The sequence below is a fragment of the Streptomyces parvus genome, assembly GCF_014648875.1.
GTDB lineage: Bacteria > Actinomycetota > Actinomycetes > Streptomycetales > Streptomycetaceae > Streptomyces > Streptomyces parvus.
Genome location: NZ_BMRY01000011.1, coordinates 135,628 through 150,191 on the forward strand (window position 1 = coordinate 135,628; position 14,564 = coordinate 150,191).

Sequence of the window (14,564 nt, forward strand, 5' to 3'; positions counted from 1 at the left end):
GTAGAGGAACAGGAGATCATGTGCTCGACACCGACTTCTTCCGCCGCTGGATGACCGCCGCCGCGGCGTCCGTGGAGCGTGAGGCGAACCATCTGACCGAGCTGGACTCGGCGATCGGGGACGCCGATCACGGCAGCAACCTCCAGCGTGGTTTCGCGGCGGTGACGGAGGTGCTGGAGAAGGACTCCCCCGCCACCCCCGGTGCGGTGCTCACGCTGGCGGGACGGCAGCTCATCTCCACCGTCGGCGGGGCGTCGGGCCCGCTGTACGGGACGCTCCTGCGCCGTACGGGCAAGGCGCTCGGCGACGACGGCGAGGTGACGCGGACACAGTTCGCCCAGGCGTTCGCGGCGGGGGTGGCCGCGGTGGGGCAGCTGGGCGGAGCACAGGCCGGGGACAAGACGATGCTCGACGCGCTGCTGCCCGCGGCGGAGGCCCTCGCCACCTCGTTCGACGGGGCGGCGAACGCGGCCCGGGCGGGCGCGGAGGCAACGGTGCCGATGCAGGCGCGCAAGGGACGGGCCAGTTACCTCGGCGAGCGCAGCATCGGGCATCAGGATCCGGGCGCCACCTCGGCGGCGCTGCTCGTCGAGACCCTGGCGGCCACGGCGGCGACGGACGGAGTGGACGCGTGAGCGACGAGCAGCAGGTGGGCATCGTGCTGGTCTCCCACAGCGGTCCGGTCGCCGAGTCGGTCGCCGAGCTGGCCCGGGGGCTCGCCGCCGGAGGGGTGACCGCGCCGGTCGCCCCGGCCGGCGGGCTGCCCAACGGCGGGCTCGGGACGAGCGCGGAGCTGATCGAGCGGGCCGCCGCCTCGGTGGACCGGGGCGCCGGCGTCGCGGTCCTGGTCGACCTGGGGAGCGCGGTCCTCACGGTGAAGTCCATGCTCGCCGAGGGCGACGAGCTGCCCGAGAACACCCGGCTCGTGGACGCGCCGTTCGTGGAGGGCGCGGTGGCCGCCGTGGTGACGGCCTCGGCGGGTGGTGACCTCGCGGCCGTGGAGGCGGCGGCCTCGGAGGCGTACGGCTACCGCAAGACGTAGAGGGCCCCCTGGACCGGGCAGCACACCCCGCGTGGCGCCCCGCACTCCGCCGCCGCAGACTTGACGACATGTCGACAGGCAGGCGCAGTGCGGGGCTCCTTCTCTTCCGGGTCACGGAGGACGAGGACACCGGCGAGCGGGATGTCGAGGTGCTGATCGGGCATATGGGCGGGCCGTTCTGGGCGGGGCGGGAGGCGGCCGCGTGGTCGGTGCCCAAGGGCGAGTACGGACCGGACGAGGGTGCGGAGGCGGCCGCCCGCCGTGAGTTCACGGAGGAGCTGGGGGTGCCGGTCCCGCCGGGTGAGTGGATCGCGCTGGGCGAGGCGCGGCAGCGCAGCGGCAAGACGGTGACCGTGTGGGCCCTGGAGGCCGGACTGGACCTCGCGTCCGTCGTGCCCGGGACGTTCACGATGGAGTGGCCGCGCGGGTCCGGCGTGCAGCAGGAGTTCCCGGAGATGGACCGGTTCGCCTGGTGCACGCCGGAGCAGGCCGCCGAGCGGCTCATCGCCGGTCAGCGGGTATTCGTCGACCGGCTGCGCGCTCAGCTACGCGGGGCGGCCGCCTCCCCCGACGCGTAGGCCGGGGCCGACACCTCGGCCACCTGGCGTCCCGCCCGCAGTTCCAGGACGTCGCCGGTGAAGCGGGCCCGGAAGCTGCGGTCGTGCGAGACGACGACGACCGCGCCCCGGTACTGGTCGAGGGCCTGCTCCAGCTCCTCGACCAGGCTCAGCGCGATGTGGTTCGTCGGCTCGTCCAGCACCAGCAGATCCGCCGGCCGGGTCACCAGACGCGCCAGGGCCAGCCTGCGCTGCTGGCCGACCGAGAGGGACGCGACGGGCACGTCGAGATCCTCGGGGCGGAACAGGCCGAGGGACAGCAAGTCGTCGGTGTACTCGTCGGGGAAGCCGGGCCGGCCCGCCGCGAAGGTGGCGAGCAGGGTGCGCCGGGTCGGGCGCGCGGGCAGTTCCTGCGGGAGGTAGCCGATGCGGGCATGGCGGGTGACCGTTCCCGTGTCGGGGGTCAGGTCGCCCGCGAGGACCCGCAGCAGGGTGGTCTTTCCGGCCCCGTTCTCACCGGTCACCAGGAGCCGGGCGCCTGAGGTCACGCGCAGGGCGGGGAGGTGCAGCCGGTGCCCGACGGAGACGGAGTCCAGCTCCACGAGGGTCCTCGCGCGGTCCGGCGGGCCGTCTGTCGTGCCGGTCGTGCCGGTGGTCTCGCCCGTCTCCGTGGCGACCGACGGGCGGCCGGTGAAGGCGAGCGGGCGGGGCGGGGGCGGTACGGGTGACCTGCGCAGGGCTTCCAGTCGGGTCCGGGCCGCCCTGACCCGGCCGGACAGCTTGGCCTCGCTGGAGCGGCGGTGCTTGCCGAAGCCCTGTTTCGGATCGCCCCCGGTGGCCGCGAGCCGCGCCCCCGCCGCCTCGACCAGTTCTTCGGTACGGGCCAGGTCCGCCAGGTACTCCTCGTGCTCCTGGGCCCAGCGGCGGCGGGCGGCGGCCTTGGCGGTGCGGTAGCCGTCCCAGCCGTCCCCGTACCGGGTGACCGTGCGCAGGTCCCGGTCGACCTCCAGGATCACCGACGTGACCCGCTCCAGGAACGCCCGGTCGTGGGTGATCGCCACGACGGTCCCCCGGTGGGCGCGCAGGTGGTCCTCCAGCCAGCCGACGGCGCGGGCGTCGAGGTGGTTGGTCGGCTCGTCGAGCAGCAGCAGTTCGGGGGCGGCGGCCAGCACGCAGGCGAGGGCGAGCCGGGACTGCTCGCCGCCGGACAGCGTGCCGAGCGGGCGGTCGCGGGTCAGGTGCGCGAGGCCGAGGCCGTGCAGAGCCGCTTCAGTACGGGCGTCGGCCCGGTAGCCGTCGCGGTCCTCGTAGGCGGTGAGGAGGTCCCCGTACACGGCGAGTTCCGCGTCGGTGGGTTCCGGGTCGCCGGGCTTCCGCTCCGAGAGGCCGGCCTCCGCCTCGCGGATCCGGTGTTCCAGGTCGCGCAGTTCGGCGAGGGCCGCGTCGACGGCGTCCTGCACGGTGGCGGCCGGGTCGAGGTCGAGCGTCTGGGCGAGGTAGCCGGTGCCGCCCGGGAACCGGACGGTGATCTCCCCGGTGTCCGGGGCTTCGGCCCCGGCCAGCATGCGGAGCAGGGTGGACTTTCCGGAGCCGTTCTCGCCGATGACGGCGGTCTTCTCACCGGGCCGGACGGTGAGGGTCACCTGGTCGAGTACGGAGCGGTCCCCGTACGCCTTGGAGACGTCCTTCATGGCCAGTTGAGCGCGGTCGCGCTGGGGGTGCATGGGTGCCTTTTCCCTGGGTGACGGCCCGCGGCGGCGCGCACGGAAGCGCGGCGGGAGCGGGGCGTGGATGCCGGACGGCGAAGGGACGGCGGCGGGCGCGGGGTGACGTCGACGTCACCGGAACATCGTCACGAATCACCCATCACGACTCATGAGGATTTTGGCACCGGGGCGTCTCGGAAGGACGCGCGGTGCGGCGCGCTGCGGCCGTCCGGGCCGGGAATCAGCGGAAGAAGTAGAAGTGGTACGAACCCATGTCGTCAAGTCTAGCGGCGGGCGGCCACCCCGCGCCGGGATTTTCCGGCCGCCCCCGCCCGGGCCGGGGCGGGGCCGGGGGCGGCGGCGAGGGAGTTCAGCCGTTGGGGAGGATGACGGCCCTGCCGTTGATCCTGCCGTCGTGGAGGCGCTCGTACGCGAGCGGGGCCTCGTCGAGGGAGTACGTCTCCACGTGCACGTCCACCGCACCGGCGTGCGCCAGGTCGAGGACCTCGGCGAGTTCCTTGCGCGAGCCCCAGTAGGGTGCGCAGACATTGGCCCCGTAAGGGAGCGTCCCGAAGCCGACCGGGAGCGCGCCGCCGCCGATGCCCACGATGGTGACGTCGCCGTCCACGCGGGCGACGGCTCCGGCGGTCTGCACGGTGGGCGGCGCTCCGACGAAGTCGAGGACCACGTGGGCGCCGAGTCCGCCGGTCAGTTCCCTGACGCGGGCCGCCGCCTTCTCGTCGGAGAGGACCGCTTCGTGCGCACCGACGGTCCTGGCCAGGGCGAGCTTGTCCTCGGTGACGTCGAGGGCGATCACCCGGGCGGCCGTCATGGCGCGCAGCAGCTGGATCGCGACGTGGCCGAGGCCGCCGGTGCCGATGACGACGGCGGTGGAGCCGGGCACGAGCTTCGCCAGGGAGCGCACGATCGCGTGGTACGGGGTGAGTCCGGCGTCGGTGAGGGGCACCGTCTTCACCGGGTCGAGGCCGCCGATCGGGACGAGGTGGCGAGGGTTGTCGACGATCATGTACTCGGCCATCGCGCCCGGGGCGCCGAGGCCGGGCGGCATGATGCCGAGCTCCTGGGCGCGCAGGCAGTAGTTCTCCCTGCCCTCGGCACAGTTCACGCAGGTGCCGCAGCCCCAGGGACCGTACACCGCGACGGGGTCGCCGACCGCGAAGCCGTCGACGCCGTCACCGAGCGCCGCGACGGTGCCGACGCCCTCGTGGCCCAGGGTGAGGGGCAGGGGGAAGGGGATCTGGTCGGCGGGCCAGCTCATCACGGCGATGTCGGAGTGGCAGACTCCGGCGGCGGTGACCTTCAGCAGGACCTGGCCGGGGCCGGGCTCGGGGTCCGGGACCGTGACCACCTCGGGGGCGGCGCCGACGGCTCGGTACTGAACGGCTTTCATGGGTCTCCTCGCTTCTTCCTTGCCTGGTGCTCTGTCTCGCCGGCCCCCGTGATTCCCTTTGTCGCCCTCGTGCCCCCCGCCCGCCACTCGGGGCCCCCGGTCACGGGGCGGAGTAGCCGCCGTCCACCAGGTGGTAGCTGCCGTGGATGAAGGAGGCCTTGTCGGAGAGCAGGAAGGCGGCGAGTTCGGCGACCTCCTCGGCGGTCCCGAGGCGTCCGGCCGGGTGCAGGGAGATCAGGTGCTCGCGGGCCGCCGGGTCGGCGTTCCGCAGGAGCGGGGTGTCGATGAAGCCGGGGCCGACCGCGTTGATCCGGACGTTCCGGGCGGCGTATTCGAGCGCCGCGGTCTTGGTGAGGCCGACGACACCGTGCTTGGCCGCGACGTAGGCGGGCGAGCCCGCGAAGCCGTTGGTGCCGAGGATGGACGACATGTTGACGATCGCGCCGCCGCCCGCCGCGACGATGGCGGGCAGTTCGTAGCGCATCGAGTGGAAGACACCGCTGAGGTTGGTGGCGACGACGCGGTTCCAGTCCTCGACCGGGTACTCACCGGTGGGGCTGCTGGGGCCCGCGATACCGGCGTTGTTCACGGCCAGGTGGAGGGCGCCGAAGGTGTCCACCGCGAACCGCACGCCCGCCTCCACGGAGGCAGGGTCGGTGACGTCCATCGCGACGGCGGCGGCCCTGGCTCCGGTGCTCTCCAGCTCGGCGGCGGCCTTGCGCGCGTTCTCCTCGTCGTAGTCGGCGACGACGACGGCTGCGCCACCCGCGGCGAGCCGCCGGGCCAGGGCGAGGCCGATGCCGGAGGCACCGCCGGTGACGAGGGCCGTGCGGCCCGCGAACTCGGCCGTGGCCGTGGCCGTGCTCGTTTCCACGGAGGCGGAAGCGGACGTGGAGCTGTGTTCGGTGTTCATGGAGTTGCCTCTGTTTCTGCTGCTGCTTCTGTTGCTTCTGCTCCTGCTGCCCGCGCTTCCTTGGCCGTTTCCGCCAGTGCGTCGAAGGCCTCCACGACCCGTTCGGGCAGGGCGTCCGGACGGCCCCCGCGCACCCAGGCGGCCTGGGCCGCGAGCAGCGCGCCCGCTCCGGCGGCGACGGTCACCGCGGGCCGGATGTCCTGCCGGGAATCGACGCCGAGCCGGTCCGCGACGATGGCGATCGAGTCCTCCTGGGCGTCCACCCGGATGTGGTGGAAGACCGCGTAGAGCGTCGGCTCCTCCTCGGCGACCACCAGCAGCTCGAAGATGCGGGGGCGGCGGTGCCAGGCCTCCGCCTCCGGATCGGCGAGCCAGTCGAGGACGGCCCGCCGGTAGGCGAGGAGCGGGGGCTCCGGGGCCGGGCGGGCGCGCAGGGCCGCGTTGATGCGGTCGCCGTCGCCCCGCAGGGAGTCGAGGGCGGCGGCCTCCTTGCTCGGGAAGTACCGGCTGAACGTACGGCGGTCGACGTCCGCGGCCTCCGCGATCTCCTCGACCGTCACGTTCCGCAGCCCCCGGTCGAGCACCAGCTCGAACGCGGCCTGCGCCAGGGTGTCGCGGGTGCGGCGCGCCTTACGGCTGCGCCGTTCCGGGATCTTCCGTTCCGGAGTCATACATGCACCGTACACCTGAAAATGTCCCCACGCGACATTCGTCTCGTGGGGACATCATTAGGACGTATCAGCAGGACACATCAGACTGTGCTGCGGGGGCGCGGTGCAGCGCCAGCGCGGCGACGTCGTCGCGCCGGATGCCGCCGGAGAACTCCTCCAGGTCGACATGGAGCGCGTCGAGCAGCTCGCGCGGACCGTGCCCGGCCCAGGCCGCGACGCGCTCGTCCAGCGGATAGAAGGCCCCCGTGGCGTCACGGGCCTCGGTCACCCCGTCGGTGACGGCGAGGAGCGTCGCGTCCGGCGGGAAGTCGAAGGACTCGGTCGTACGCGCCTCCGGACTGAGTCCGGCGAGGCCGAGCGGGACGGAGGTCCGGTGGAGGGTGACGGCCGAGGCCCGGCCGTCGTGCAGCAGGCGGGGCGGGAGGTGGCCGCAGTTCACGGCCTCCACCCGGCCGCTCTCGTCGAACCCGAGCACGAGCGCGGTCACGAAGCGTTCGGCCTCGCCTGTCTGGGCGGAGAACTCGTTGTGCCGGACGACCGCGTCCTCCAGCGCCTGGACCACTCCGGTGAGCGTGGGTTCACGGATGGCCGCCTCGCGGAACGCGGCGATGGCCGCGAATCCGGCGCCGATGGCCGCGAGCCCCTTGCCCTGGACGTCCCCGATGATCACCCGGGTCCCGTAGGGCGACTCGACGACCTCGTAGATGTCGCCGCCGACGAAACGATCCTCCTCGATCGGCTCGTAGAGCCCGTACGCGAAGACGTGGTCGGTCACGACGGGCAGCGGCCGCAGGATCTGGCGCTGGAGGGTGACGGCGGCGGACCGCAGCCGCGCCATCTCGGTGGCGTGCCGGATACGCGCCGCGCAGGCGGCGACGCCGAGGGCGCAGGCGAGTACGGCGAAGCCGATGCCGAAGACGAAGTCCCAGAAGGTGCCGTCCGCGCCGGCCCGGAAGCCGACGACGACCGTGGTGATCCACACCGCGACCCAGATGGTCTGGCGGAGGCTGCAGTAGACGGAGGCCAGTGCCGGGACGACCACGAGCAGGGGCACGACCCGCAGGTCGTTGCCCGTGCTGGCGTCGAGGAAGACGACCAGCAGGGTCAGCAGGGTCAGCCCGCCGAGCAGCGCCCAGTTGCCGATGCGGCCCCGGGACACCGCCGTGATGCTCGCGTCCGGGCTCTGTACGGCACCGCCCCGGTGCCGTACACCGCTCTGCTTCTCACGTACACCGCTCTGCTTCTTCGGCGTCTGTGGCTTCGGTGCCATGTCCAGCAACCTCATGGGCACGGCCTGTCCTCCCGGTGGTGCCTCGGTGCCGCCCGCAGTTTCGGCCGGTCCCTTCCAGTTGACCGGGAGGCGGGGCTCCGCACAGGAGCCTTAGGGCCCCGAGGGGGTGCCGAAGGTCCCCTTCGGGACTTCCGGCCCGGGGCTTCGACCCCGGGCCGGGGGGTGCCTCAGGTCCCGTGGGCCGAGGGGAACACGGCGGGGACGAGGGCGGAGATGAACTCCGTACGCCGGCGAAGCCGGAAGCCGAGGGACTCGTAGAGCCGGATGGCTCCCGTGTTGGAGGCGGACGCATGCAGGAACGGCGTCTCGCCGCGCTCTCGGATCCCGTGCGCGACCGCCAGGACCAGCCGGCTCGCCAGTCCCTGGCCCCGTACGGACTCGTCCGTGCAGACGCCGCTGATCTCGGTCCAGCCGGGCGGGTGCAGCCGCTCCCCCGCCATCGCCACCAGGGCTCCGCCCCGCCGGATGCCCAGATACGTGCCCAGTTCGACCGTGCGCGGCAGGAAAGGGCCGGGGCGGGTGCGCGCCACCAGGTCCAGCATGTCCGGCACGTCCTGCGGGCCGAGCAGGACCGCCTCCGGGTCGGGCGCGGCGTCCACCGACGCGTCGACCAGCTGGACGCCGCCGCCCCGGAAGACGATCTCCCAGTCGCGCGGCGGCGGCGCCTGGAACGCGGCCAGGGCGACGGAGCCGCCCGGCCCCGCGAGCGCCGCGAGATCGGCCCAGTCCTGGGCCTCCGGGGTATCGGGGAGGGCGATCCAGGGGGTGACGTCGACGGGATAGCGCAGAACCCGGCCACGGCTCTCGGCGAAGTGGGCGTGCGGACCGGTGAGCGAGGACCGGGCGGGGTTGTCCAGCGGGTGGAGCCGGGAGAGCATATCGGTCCGGGGCCGGATGTCGTTCTGGGTCATGGTCTCCTCGGTCTCGTTCCGTCCGACGTGCGGTTCCTGGGCCGCGGGTGCCCGGCGTCCGGAACAGGGCATCCGTCGGAGCGGAAAGGCCAGTGGGTACTGCATGTATTCCGCGAGGCGAATCTGTTCATGACACCGCAACCATCGGCCGTCATCGACAACCGTCGGGGGTCGCCGGGGACCGGCGGGAGCCGTCGCGGCGTGTGCCCGCCCGCGGACGAGCGACGAAATCGACTCATCCGTAGGCCAATACGTGCCGGTGCGGTCCCAACGGCCGCCCGCCTGTGGCACTCTGGTGGCGACCGCCCCACCGGGCTCCCCCGTACCGGTGGGGCGGTTCTTCGTGCCTCCACGGCTCACGCTCCTCACGCGCCCTCCGCGACGCGCCCGTCACTCACGCCTCTCGGACAGCCGTACGTGACGGTTCCTCAGGACCGAACCAGGCTTGTTTCCGGCCAACTCGATCCGTTTGGCCAGATCAACTCCCTTCGTCACGCATGAGAGCCGTGCCTCCGGGAAGGCGAACAGGCCTCAGGGCCTAAGAACCAGGAACCAGGGAGCGTGAAGCGACATGACCGTGCAGACCGCGCAGACCGCGCAGACCGCCGGTAGGGAGCGGACGGGCACCAGCGAAGAGCTTCCGTGGATCGAGGACGCCGGGAAGATCGCCCCGCTGGACGCGCGCCGCCTCTCACGCCTCTTCTTCGACCGTCTCCAGGTCCTGGAGGAGGGCACGCACGAGTACCAGTACGCGCGCAACACCCTCATCGAGATGAACCTGTCCCTCGTGCGCTTCGCCGCCAACCGCTTCCGTAACCGGGGCAGCGGCGACATGGAGGACATCGTCCAGGTCGGCACCATCGGACTGATCAAGGCGATCGACCGCTTCGACCTCTCCCGGGAGGTCGAGTTCACCTCGTTCGCGGTGCCGTACATCGTCGGGGAGATCAAGCGGTTCTTCCGCGACACGAGCTGGGCCGTGCACGTGCCGCGACGCCTCCAGGAGCTGCGGGTCGATCTCGCCAAGGCGAAGGAGTCCCTGGCCGGCGAACTCGACCGGGACCCCACGGCGAAGGAGCTGGCGGAGTACCTGGGGATCGAGGAGTCCGAGGTCACGGAGGGGATCGTCGCTTCCAACGGCTATACGGCGGGCTCCCTGGACATGCCGACCGACACGGCGGAGGCCGGCCCCGGCCAGACCGCCGGACGGACCTTCGCCGATGTGCTGGGCGATCCGGATCCCGCCATGGAGACCGTGGAGAATCTCCACGCCCTCGCGCCCCTGCTGGACGAACTGGACGAGCGGGAGCGCCGGATCATCGACATGCGCTTCGGCCAGGAGATGACCCAGGCGCAGATCGGCGCGGAGCTCGGGATATCGCAGATGCACGTGTCGCGGCTGCTGAGCCGGATGCTGGGCAAGCTGCGGAACGGGATGCTCGTCCAGGAGTGACCACCGCCGGGGCGAGGAGCACGGAGGAGGGGTGTTGCGGTTCTGACTGATTCATCAGTCAGAACCGCAACACCCCTCCTCTGCCGCATGCCGCACCCGCTCGTGTTGAGGTTTTCTCAACACGTCGTTACGGTGTCTGACCATGCAGCAGCAGGACGAGGTGGCCGCACGGGTCCGGCAGGTGATCGACGCGGCAGGTGTGAGCGCGCGCGAGTTCGCGCGGCGGATCGTCATCGATCCGTCGAAGCTGTCCCGGTCCCTGAACGGCACCCGCCGTTTCACCGCCGCCGAACTGGCCCGGATCGCGGACATCGGCGCCGTCGACATCGGCTGGCTGCTCGGCTCGGCGGCCGGTGCGGATGTGACGGCGTCGCCCGTACGTTCTGCGTCGGCCCCTCGCCCGCCGGTGCCCTCGCCGGAGGGCGGCAGGCCTCTGCAGATCGTGCGCGAAACCGTCCGGCTCATCGCCGAGCGCGGATTCCATGCCGTCCGGGTCGCGGACATCGCCGCGGCCTGCCACACCAGCACGGCGGCGATCCACTACCACTTCCCCGGCCGTGACGAACTGCTCGAGGCCGCGGTCCGCTGGTGCATGGACGAGGACACCCGTCGCCGCGCCGACGCCACGGCCGGTACGCGGCACGCCGGGGACGAACTGCGTCTGCTGATCGAACTCCAGACGCCCCGTACCGCGCAGCAACGGCGGCAGTGGTGCGTCTGGCTCGATCTGTGGGCCGAGGCCGCCCGGTCCACCACGGTCGGGCGGCTCCATGTGGAGTACTACCGCCAGTGGCGGGGAACGGTTGCCGACGTGATCCGGCGCGGTGTCGAGCAGGGCGTGTTCCGCCCGGTCGACGCGGACGGCGCGGCCCTCGCCCTCACCGCGCTGATCGACGGCCTGGCCTCCCAGGTCCTGGCCACCGAACCGGACGGCCGGGACGACGGAGTCCCCGGCACCGGTGTGCAGGCCATGCACGACGCGCTGATCGCCCATGTGGACGCCTGCCTGACAGCTCCCACGGCCGACTGAGCCCCACAACGACGAGAAAGTCCCCCCACAACTCCCCGGAGGAGATGTTTCCGCATGCCCGTGAACCAAGACGTCATCATCACCTGTGCCCTGACCGGAGCCGGCGACACGGTCGGCCGCAGCCCTCATGTCCCGGTGACGCCCGAGCAGATCGCCGCCTCCGCCGTCGAGGCCGCCGGGGCAGGCGCGGCCGTGGTCCACATCCACGTCCGCGAGCCGGAGACCGGCGCGCCCTCCCGCGACCCCCGCCTCTACCGGGAGGTCGTAGAGCGGATCCGGGAGACCGGCACCGATGTCGTCATCAATCTGACCGCGGGCATGGGCGGGGACCTGGTCATCGATCCGGAGGCCCCGCTCCGTCAGCTCCCGGGCACCGACCTGGTCAGCGGGCTCGACCGGCTGCCGCACGTGGAGGAGCTGCTGCCGGACATCTGCACCCTCGACTGCGGTTCGCTCAACTTCGGCGACGGCAGCAACCTCTACGTCTCCACCCCCGACATGCTGCGCACCGGTGCGAAGCGCATCCAGGAACTCGGCGTCAGGCCCGAGCTGGAGATCTTCGACACCGGGCAGCTGTGGTTCGCCAAGCAGCTCCTCGCCGAGGGGCTGCTCGACGATCCCACGGTCTTCCAGCTCTGCATGGGCATCCCGTGGGGCGCGCCCGCCGACCCGGGGGTCCTCCAGTCGATGGTCAACATGCTTCCGCGGAACGCCCAGTGGGCGAGCTTCGCGCTCGGCCGGATGCAGATGCCGTGGGTCGCCCAGTCGATCCTGCTCGGCGGACACGTGCGGGTCGGCCTGGAGGACAACCTCTATCTGGGCAAGGGCGTCAAGGCGACCAACGGCCAGCTGGTGGAACGCGCCGTGCGTATCACCGAGTCCCTGGGCTCCCGTGTCGCCACGCCCGACGAGGCCCGCGAGAAGCTCGGCCTGCGCCCGCGCACCTGATTCCCGCGTCCGATCCCCCTCCCCGGACTCCCCCGGACCACCTCGACTCCTCTTCCCCTCACCGTCTTTCCGGAGTGTCACCCGTGACCGTCATCCCCTCCCCCACACCGCCGCCCCCCGGCTCCTTCTCCCCGTGTGCCCCCGAAGACGTACGCCGTGTGGCGTGCGTCGGGGCCGGGGTGATCGGCGGTGGCTGGGCCGCCCACTTCCTCGCCCGCGGTTACGACGTCACCGCCTGGGACCCGGCCCCCGACGCGGCCGTCCGGCTGCGCCGGCTCATCGCCGCGGCCTGGCCCGCGCTGGAACAGCTCGGCCTGGCCGACGGGGCCTCGCAGGACCGGCTGACCGTGACCGCGACCCTCGAAGAGGCCGTGGCCGACGCCCAGTTCGTCCAGGAGAGCGCCCCCGAGAAGCTCGGCCTCAAGCGCGATCTGCTGGCCCGGCTGGAGGCCGCCGCCCCCGCCGGTACGGTGATCGCCTCGTCGACCTCCGGCTATCCGATGACGGACATGCAGACCGAGGCCGCCGACCCCGGGCGGCTCGTCGTCGGGCACCCCTTCAACCCGCCCTACCTCATCCCCCTGGTCGAGGTCGTCGGCGGTGAACGGACCGACCCCGCCGCGGTGGAGTGGGCCTCACGCTTCTACGAGGTCGCGGGCAAGTCCGTGATCACCATGGACCGCGAGGTGCCCGGCTTCATAGCCAACCGGCTCCAGGAGGCCCTGTGGCGCGAGGCGCTGCACATGGTCGCCAACGGTGAGGCGACGGTGGCGGAGATCGACGCGTCGATCACCGAGGGGCCGGGGCTCCGCTGGGCCGTGATGGGGCCGATGCTCACGTTCGCGCTCGCGGGCGGCGAGGGCGGGATGGCCCATATGCTCGACCATTTCGGCCCGTCGCTGAAGTCGCCCTGGACCCGGCTCGAAGCACCCGAGCTGGACCGGGCCCTGTACGACGCGGTGGTGGCCGGCTGCGAAGAGGCCGCGGACGGCAGGAGCATCGCCGACCTGGTCGCGACACGCGACCGGGGCGTCATCGACGTCCTGCGGGCGACCGGCCGCCTGCCCCGTACCGCCGAGGAGGCGACCCGATGAGCGAGCAGCACACGCACGAGCGGACGGCCGCGACCGAACAGCCGGCCGTGACCGAGCAGACCCCCGTGGCCGCCGTGGCCGCCGTGGCCGCCGACGACGACACCTCGCTCCCGCTCTTCCACCGGACCGTACGGCCTGAGTGGATCGACTACAACGGCCATATGAGCGAGGCGTTCTACGTCCTGGTCTTCGGATACGCGACCGACGCGATGATGATCGAGACCGGTCTGCACGCCGGATACCGGGAGAGCACCGGCTGCTCGCTCTACACCGCCGAGGCGCATGTGCGCTATCTCCGCGAGGTGGCCGCGGGATCCCATCTCGCCGTCCGTACCCGGCTGTTGGGCGTGGACGCGAAGAAGGCGCGCTTCTGCCACGAGCTGTACGTGGTCGACGCCCCCGACGACGTACCGGAGCCGGCGGCCGCACCGGTGGCGACGACCGAACTGCTGGCGCTCCATGTGGACCAACGGGCGGGCCGCACCGCCCCGTTCCCGGACTCCGTACGGGAGCGGCTGGCCTCGCTCGTCGAGCCCGCGCCCACGTGGGCGGGTCGTTCGATCGCCGAGGTTCCGGCGGTCCGCTGAAAGGCGTCCCGGCCGCATGCCATGCCCGCCGCCCGGTGGGCATGGCACGCTCGTTGCCGCCGCATTGCGGGCCATGAAGCGCCCTTGCGGACCGTTCGGGACGCAGGCAGCCCGTGGCCACCGCGCACAACACCCAGGGCCAACTGTCCGACGCGGTGCTGCGGCAACCGGTGACGGCGGCCCGAACCCCGCCGGGGTCCGGCACCCCGTCGGGGTGGGCCGGGCCCTCTCACGCGGCCGGGCGGGCTCCCGCCAGTACGGCGCTGTGCACGGCGCGGGCGATCCGCGCACCCCAGGCCGAGCGTGGTCCGGCGAAGGGTTCGCCGCCGTCGGGCCCCGGTTCGGGGGCGGCGACGCACACGGCGTCGGTCGGGGTGCCCGAGCAGTCGAGTCCGGCGTCCAGCAGGGCCTGGACCTTGGCCTCGGTGGCGGTGGCGACGGCGTTGACGAGGGCGGCGTCGGAGAGCGCCACGGGCAACGTGACGACGATGTTGACCGTGCCGGGCCGGAACGAGGGCGCCCGGTCGTCGTCGGGGGCCGCCGCCCAGCCCCGTACTCCGAGGCCCGCCGTGACGGTCGCCGTGACTCCGCCGTCCCGGGCGGTCGTGTACGCGGCGACGTCGGCGGCGGTCATCAGTCCGGCCCCCGGGCCGGTGAGCCCTTCCGCCGCCGCGATCTCGGCGAGGTGGCGGTCCGGGTCGAGGCGCGGGTAGCCACCGGGGACCTGGGCGTTGAGGATCCAGGCGCGGGGGCCGATGCCGCCGCCGAGGACCGCGCTGCTGCACACCCGCACATCCGGCCCCAGCCGCCACACGAGGTGGTGGAGGTGCTGTCCGTCCTCGCGCCGGTCGCGCAGTTCGCCGCGTTGCGCGGGCAGCCCGAGACGTACGGAAGAGATGGCGCACCCCTGGTGGTTCGGCGGGTCGGCGGTGGTCCGTCCTGCGGCCGCC

15 protein-coding genes are annotated in these 14,564 nt (G+C 72.7%); 8 read left to right on the forward strand and 7 right to left on the reverse strand.

Annotation, left to right across the window (positions count from 1 at the left end; all coding sequences use genetic code 11):
* Window positions 1-20 precede the first annotated feature (20 nt).
* The 3 genes from dhaL (at window position 21) to IE140_RS29045 (ending at window position 1,620) form a co-directional block, all read left to right on the forward strand.
* Window positions 21-635, forward strand: a complete 615-nt coding sequence (dhaL, locus tag IE140_RS29035) for a dihydroxyacetone kinase subunit DhaL (RefSeq protein WP_150193194.1) — start codon at window positions 21-23, stop codon at window positions 633-635.
* Window positions 632-1,042, forward strand: coding sequence for a PTS-dependent dihydroxyacetone kinase phosphotransferase subunit DhaM (locus IE140_RS29040; protein ID WP_030587034.1), 411 nt, complete (start codon window positions 632-634; stop codon window positions 1,040-1,042). The genes dhaL and IE140_RS29040 overlap by 4 nt, the downstream gene beginning before the upstream one ends.
* Before the next feature lie 68 nt (window positions 1,043-1,110).
* Window positions 1,111-1,620 carry an NUDIX hydrolase gene (locus IE140_RS29045; RefSeq protein ID WP_093445501.1) on the forward strand — a complete coding sequence of 170 codons (510 nt, stop codon included), beginning with the start codon at window positions 1,111-1,113 and terminating at the stop codon, window positions 1,618-1,620.
* On the opposite strand, the gene abc-f is transcribed toward IE140_RS29045, so the two are convergent.
* From abc-f to IE140_RS29075, 6 genes are all read right to left on the reverse strand, one after another.
* The gene (gene abc-f, locus IE140_RS29050; RefSeq protein WP_150193193.1) at window positions 1,584-3,323 is read right to left on the reverse strand and encodes a ribosomal protection-like ABC-F family protein; all 1,740 of its coding nucleotides are present in this window, start codon (window positions 3,321-3,323) and stop codon (window positions 1,584-1,586) included. The two genes, IE140_RS29045 and abc-f, sit on opposite strands and share 37 nt — an antisense overlap.
* 352 nt (window positions 3,324-3,675) lie before the next feature.
* A complete protein-coding gene (locus IE140_RS29055; RefSeq protein WP_150193192.1) occupies window positions 3,676-4,716 on the reverse strand; it encodes an NAD(P)-dependent alcohol dehydrogenase in 1,041 nt (346 codons plus the stop codon).
* A 100-nt stretch (window positions 4,717-4,816) separates the two neighbouring features.
* The gene (locus IE140_RS29060; RefSeq protein WP_150193191.1) at window positions 4,817-5,629 is read right to left on the reverse strand and encodes an SDR family NAD(P)-dependent oxidoreductase; all 813 of its coding nucleotides are present in this window, start codon (window positions 5,627-5,629) and stop codon (window positions 4,817-4,819) included.
* A complete protein-coding gene (locus IE140_RS29065) occupies window positions 5,626-6,300 on the reverse strand; it encodes a TetR family transcriptional regulator (protein ID WP_093445504.1) in 675 nt (224 codons plus the stop codon). Before IE140_RS29065 ends, IE140_RS29060 begins: the two co-directional genes overlap by 4 nt.
* Before the next feature lie 67 nt (window positions 6,301-6,367).
* Entirely contained in the window at window positions 6,368-7,570 is a 1,203-nt protein-coding gene (locus IE140_RS29070; RefSeq protein ID WP_150193190.1) for a PP2C family protein-serine/threonine phosphatase, read from the reverse strand.
* 188 nt (window positions 7,571-7,758) lie between these two features.
* On the reverse strand, window positions 7,759-8,502 hold the full coding sequence (locus IE140_RS29075; RefSeq protein ID WP_150193189.1) for a GNAT family N-acetyltransferase: 744 nt from the start codon (window positions 8,500-8,502) through the stop codon (window positions 7,759-7,761).
* 571 nt (window positions 8,503-9,073) lie between these two features.
* Here IE140_RS29075 and IE140_RS29080 point away from each other — a divergent pair.
* The 5 genes from IE140_RS29080 to IE140_RS29100 all read left to right on the forward strand — a co-directional run bounded on the left by IE140_RS29080 (window position 9,074) and on the right by IE140_RS29100 (window position 13,614).
* Complete coding sequence (locus IE140_RS29080; protein ID WP_150193188.1) at window positions 9,074-9,955, forward strand: RNA polymerase sigma factor SigF; 882 nt, start codon at window positions 9,074-9,076, stop codon at window positions 9,953-9,955.
* A 142-nt stretch (window positions 9,956-10,097) separates the two neighbouring features.
* A complete protein-coding gene (locus tag IE140_RS29085; RefSeq protein ID WP_150193187.1) occupies window positions 10,098-10,985 on the forward strand; it encodes a TetR/AcrR family transcriptional regulator in 888 nt (295 codons plus the stop codon).
* Window positions 10,986-11,039: 54 nt separating this feature from the next.
* Window positions 11,040-11,933, forward strand: coding sequence for a beta-keto acid cleavage family enzyme (locus IE140_RS29090; protein WP_175468070.1), 894 nt, complete (start codon window positions 11,040-11,042; stop codon window positions 11,931-11,933).
* Window positions 11,934-12,025: 92 nt separating this feature from the next.
* Window positions 12,026-13,027 (forward strand): 3-hydroxyacyl-CoA dehydrogenase NAD-binding domain-containing protein, encoded by a 1,002-nt coding sequence (locus tag IE140_RS29095; protein ID WP_189460851.1) that lies wholly within the window; start codon window positions 12,026-12,028, stop codon window positions 13,025-13,027.
* The gene (locus IE140_RS29100) at window positions 13,024-13,614 is read left to right on the forward strand and encodes a thioesterase family protein (RefSeq protein ID WP_150193660.1); all 591 of its coding nucleotides are present in this window, start codon (window positions 13,024-13,026) and stop codon (window positions 13,612-13,614) included. Before IE140_RS29095 ends, IE140_RS29100 begins: the two co-directional genes overlap by 4 nt.
* Before the next feature lie 229 nt (window positions 13,615-13,843).
* On the opposite strand, the gene IE140_RS29105 is transcribed toward IE140_RS29100, so the two are convergent.
* Window positions 13,844-14,512, reverse strand: coding sequence for an adenosylcobinamide amidohydrolase (locus tag IE140_RS29105; RefSeq protein WP_229826946.1), 669 nt, complete (start codon window positions 14,510-14,512; stop codon window positions 13,844-13,846).
* Window positions 14,513-14,564: the final 52 nt, after the last annotated feature.

Excerpts from the sequence above, each read along its gene's own strand:
- IE140_RS29055 (WP_150193192.1), bottom strand. The coding sequence starts at position 4,716 with ATGAAAGCCGTTCAGTACCGAGCCGTCGGCGCCGCCCCCGAGGTGGTC.
- IE140_RS29100 (WP_150193660.1), top strand. The coding sequence starts at position 13,024 with ATGAGCGAGCAGCACACGCACGAGCGGACGGCCGCGACCGAACAGCCG.
- IE140_RS29090 (WP_175468070.1), top strand. The coding sequence starts at position 11,040 with ATGCCCGTGAACCAAGACGTCATCATCACCTGTGCCCTGACCGGAGCC.
- IE140_RS29045 (WP_093445501.1), top strand. The coding sequence starts at position 1,111 with ATGTCGACAGGCAGGCGCAGTGCGGGGCTCCTTCTCTTCCGGGTCACG.
- IE140_RS29065 (WP_093445504.1), bottom strand. The coding sequence starts at position 6,300 with ATGACTCCGGAACGGAAGATCCCGGAACGGCGCAGCCGTAAGGCGCGC.
- IE140_RS29085 (WP_150193187.1), top strand. The coding sequence starts at position 10,098 with ATGCAGCAGCAGGACGAGGTGGCCGCACGGGTCCGGCAGGTGATCGAC.
- IE140_RS29080 (WP_150193188.1), top strand. The coding sequence starts at position 9,074 with ATGACCGTGCAGACCGCGCAGACCGCGCAGACCGCCGGTAGGGAGCGG.
- abc-f (WP_150193193.1), bottom strand. The coding sequence starts at position 3,323 with ATGCACCCCCAGCGCGACCGCGCTCAACTGGCCATGAAGGACGTCTCC.
- IE140_RS29070 (WP_150193190.1), bottom strand. The coding sequence starts at position 7,570 with ATGGCACCGAAGCCACAGACGCCGAAGAAGCAGAGCGGTGTACGTGAG.
- IE140_RS29075 (WP_150193189.1), bottom strand. The coding sequence starts at position 8,502 with ATGACCCAGAACGACATCCGGCCCCGGACCGATATGCTCTCCCGGCTC.
- IE140_RS29060 (WP_150193191.1), bottom strand. The coding sequence starts at position 5,629 with ATGAACACCGAACACAGCTCCACGTCCGCTTCCGCCTCCGTGGAAACG.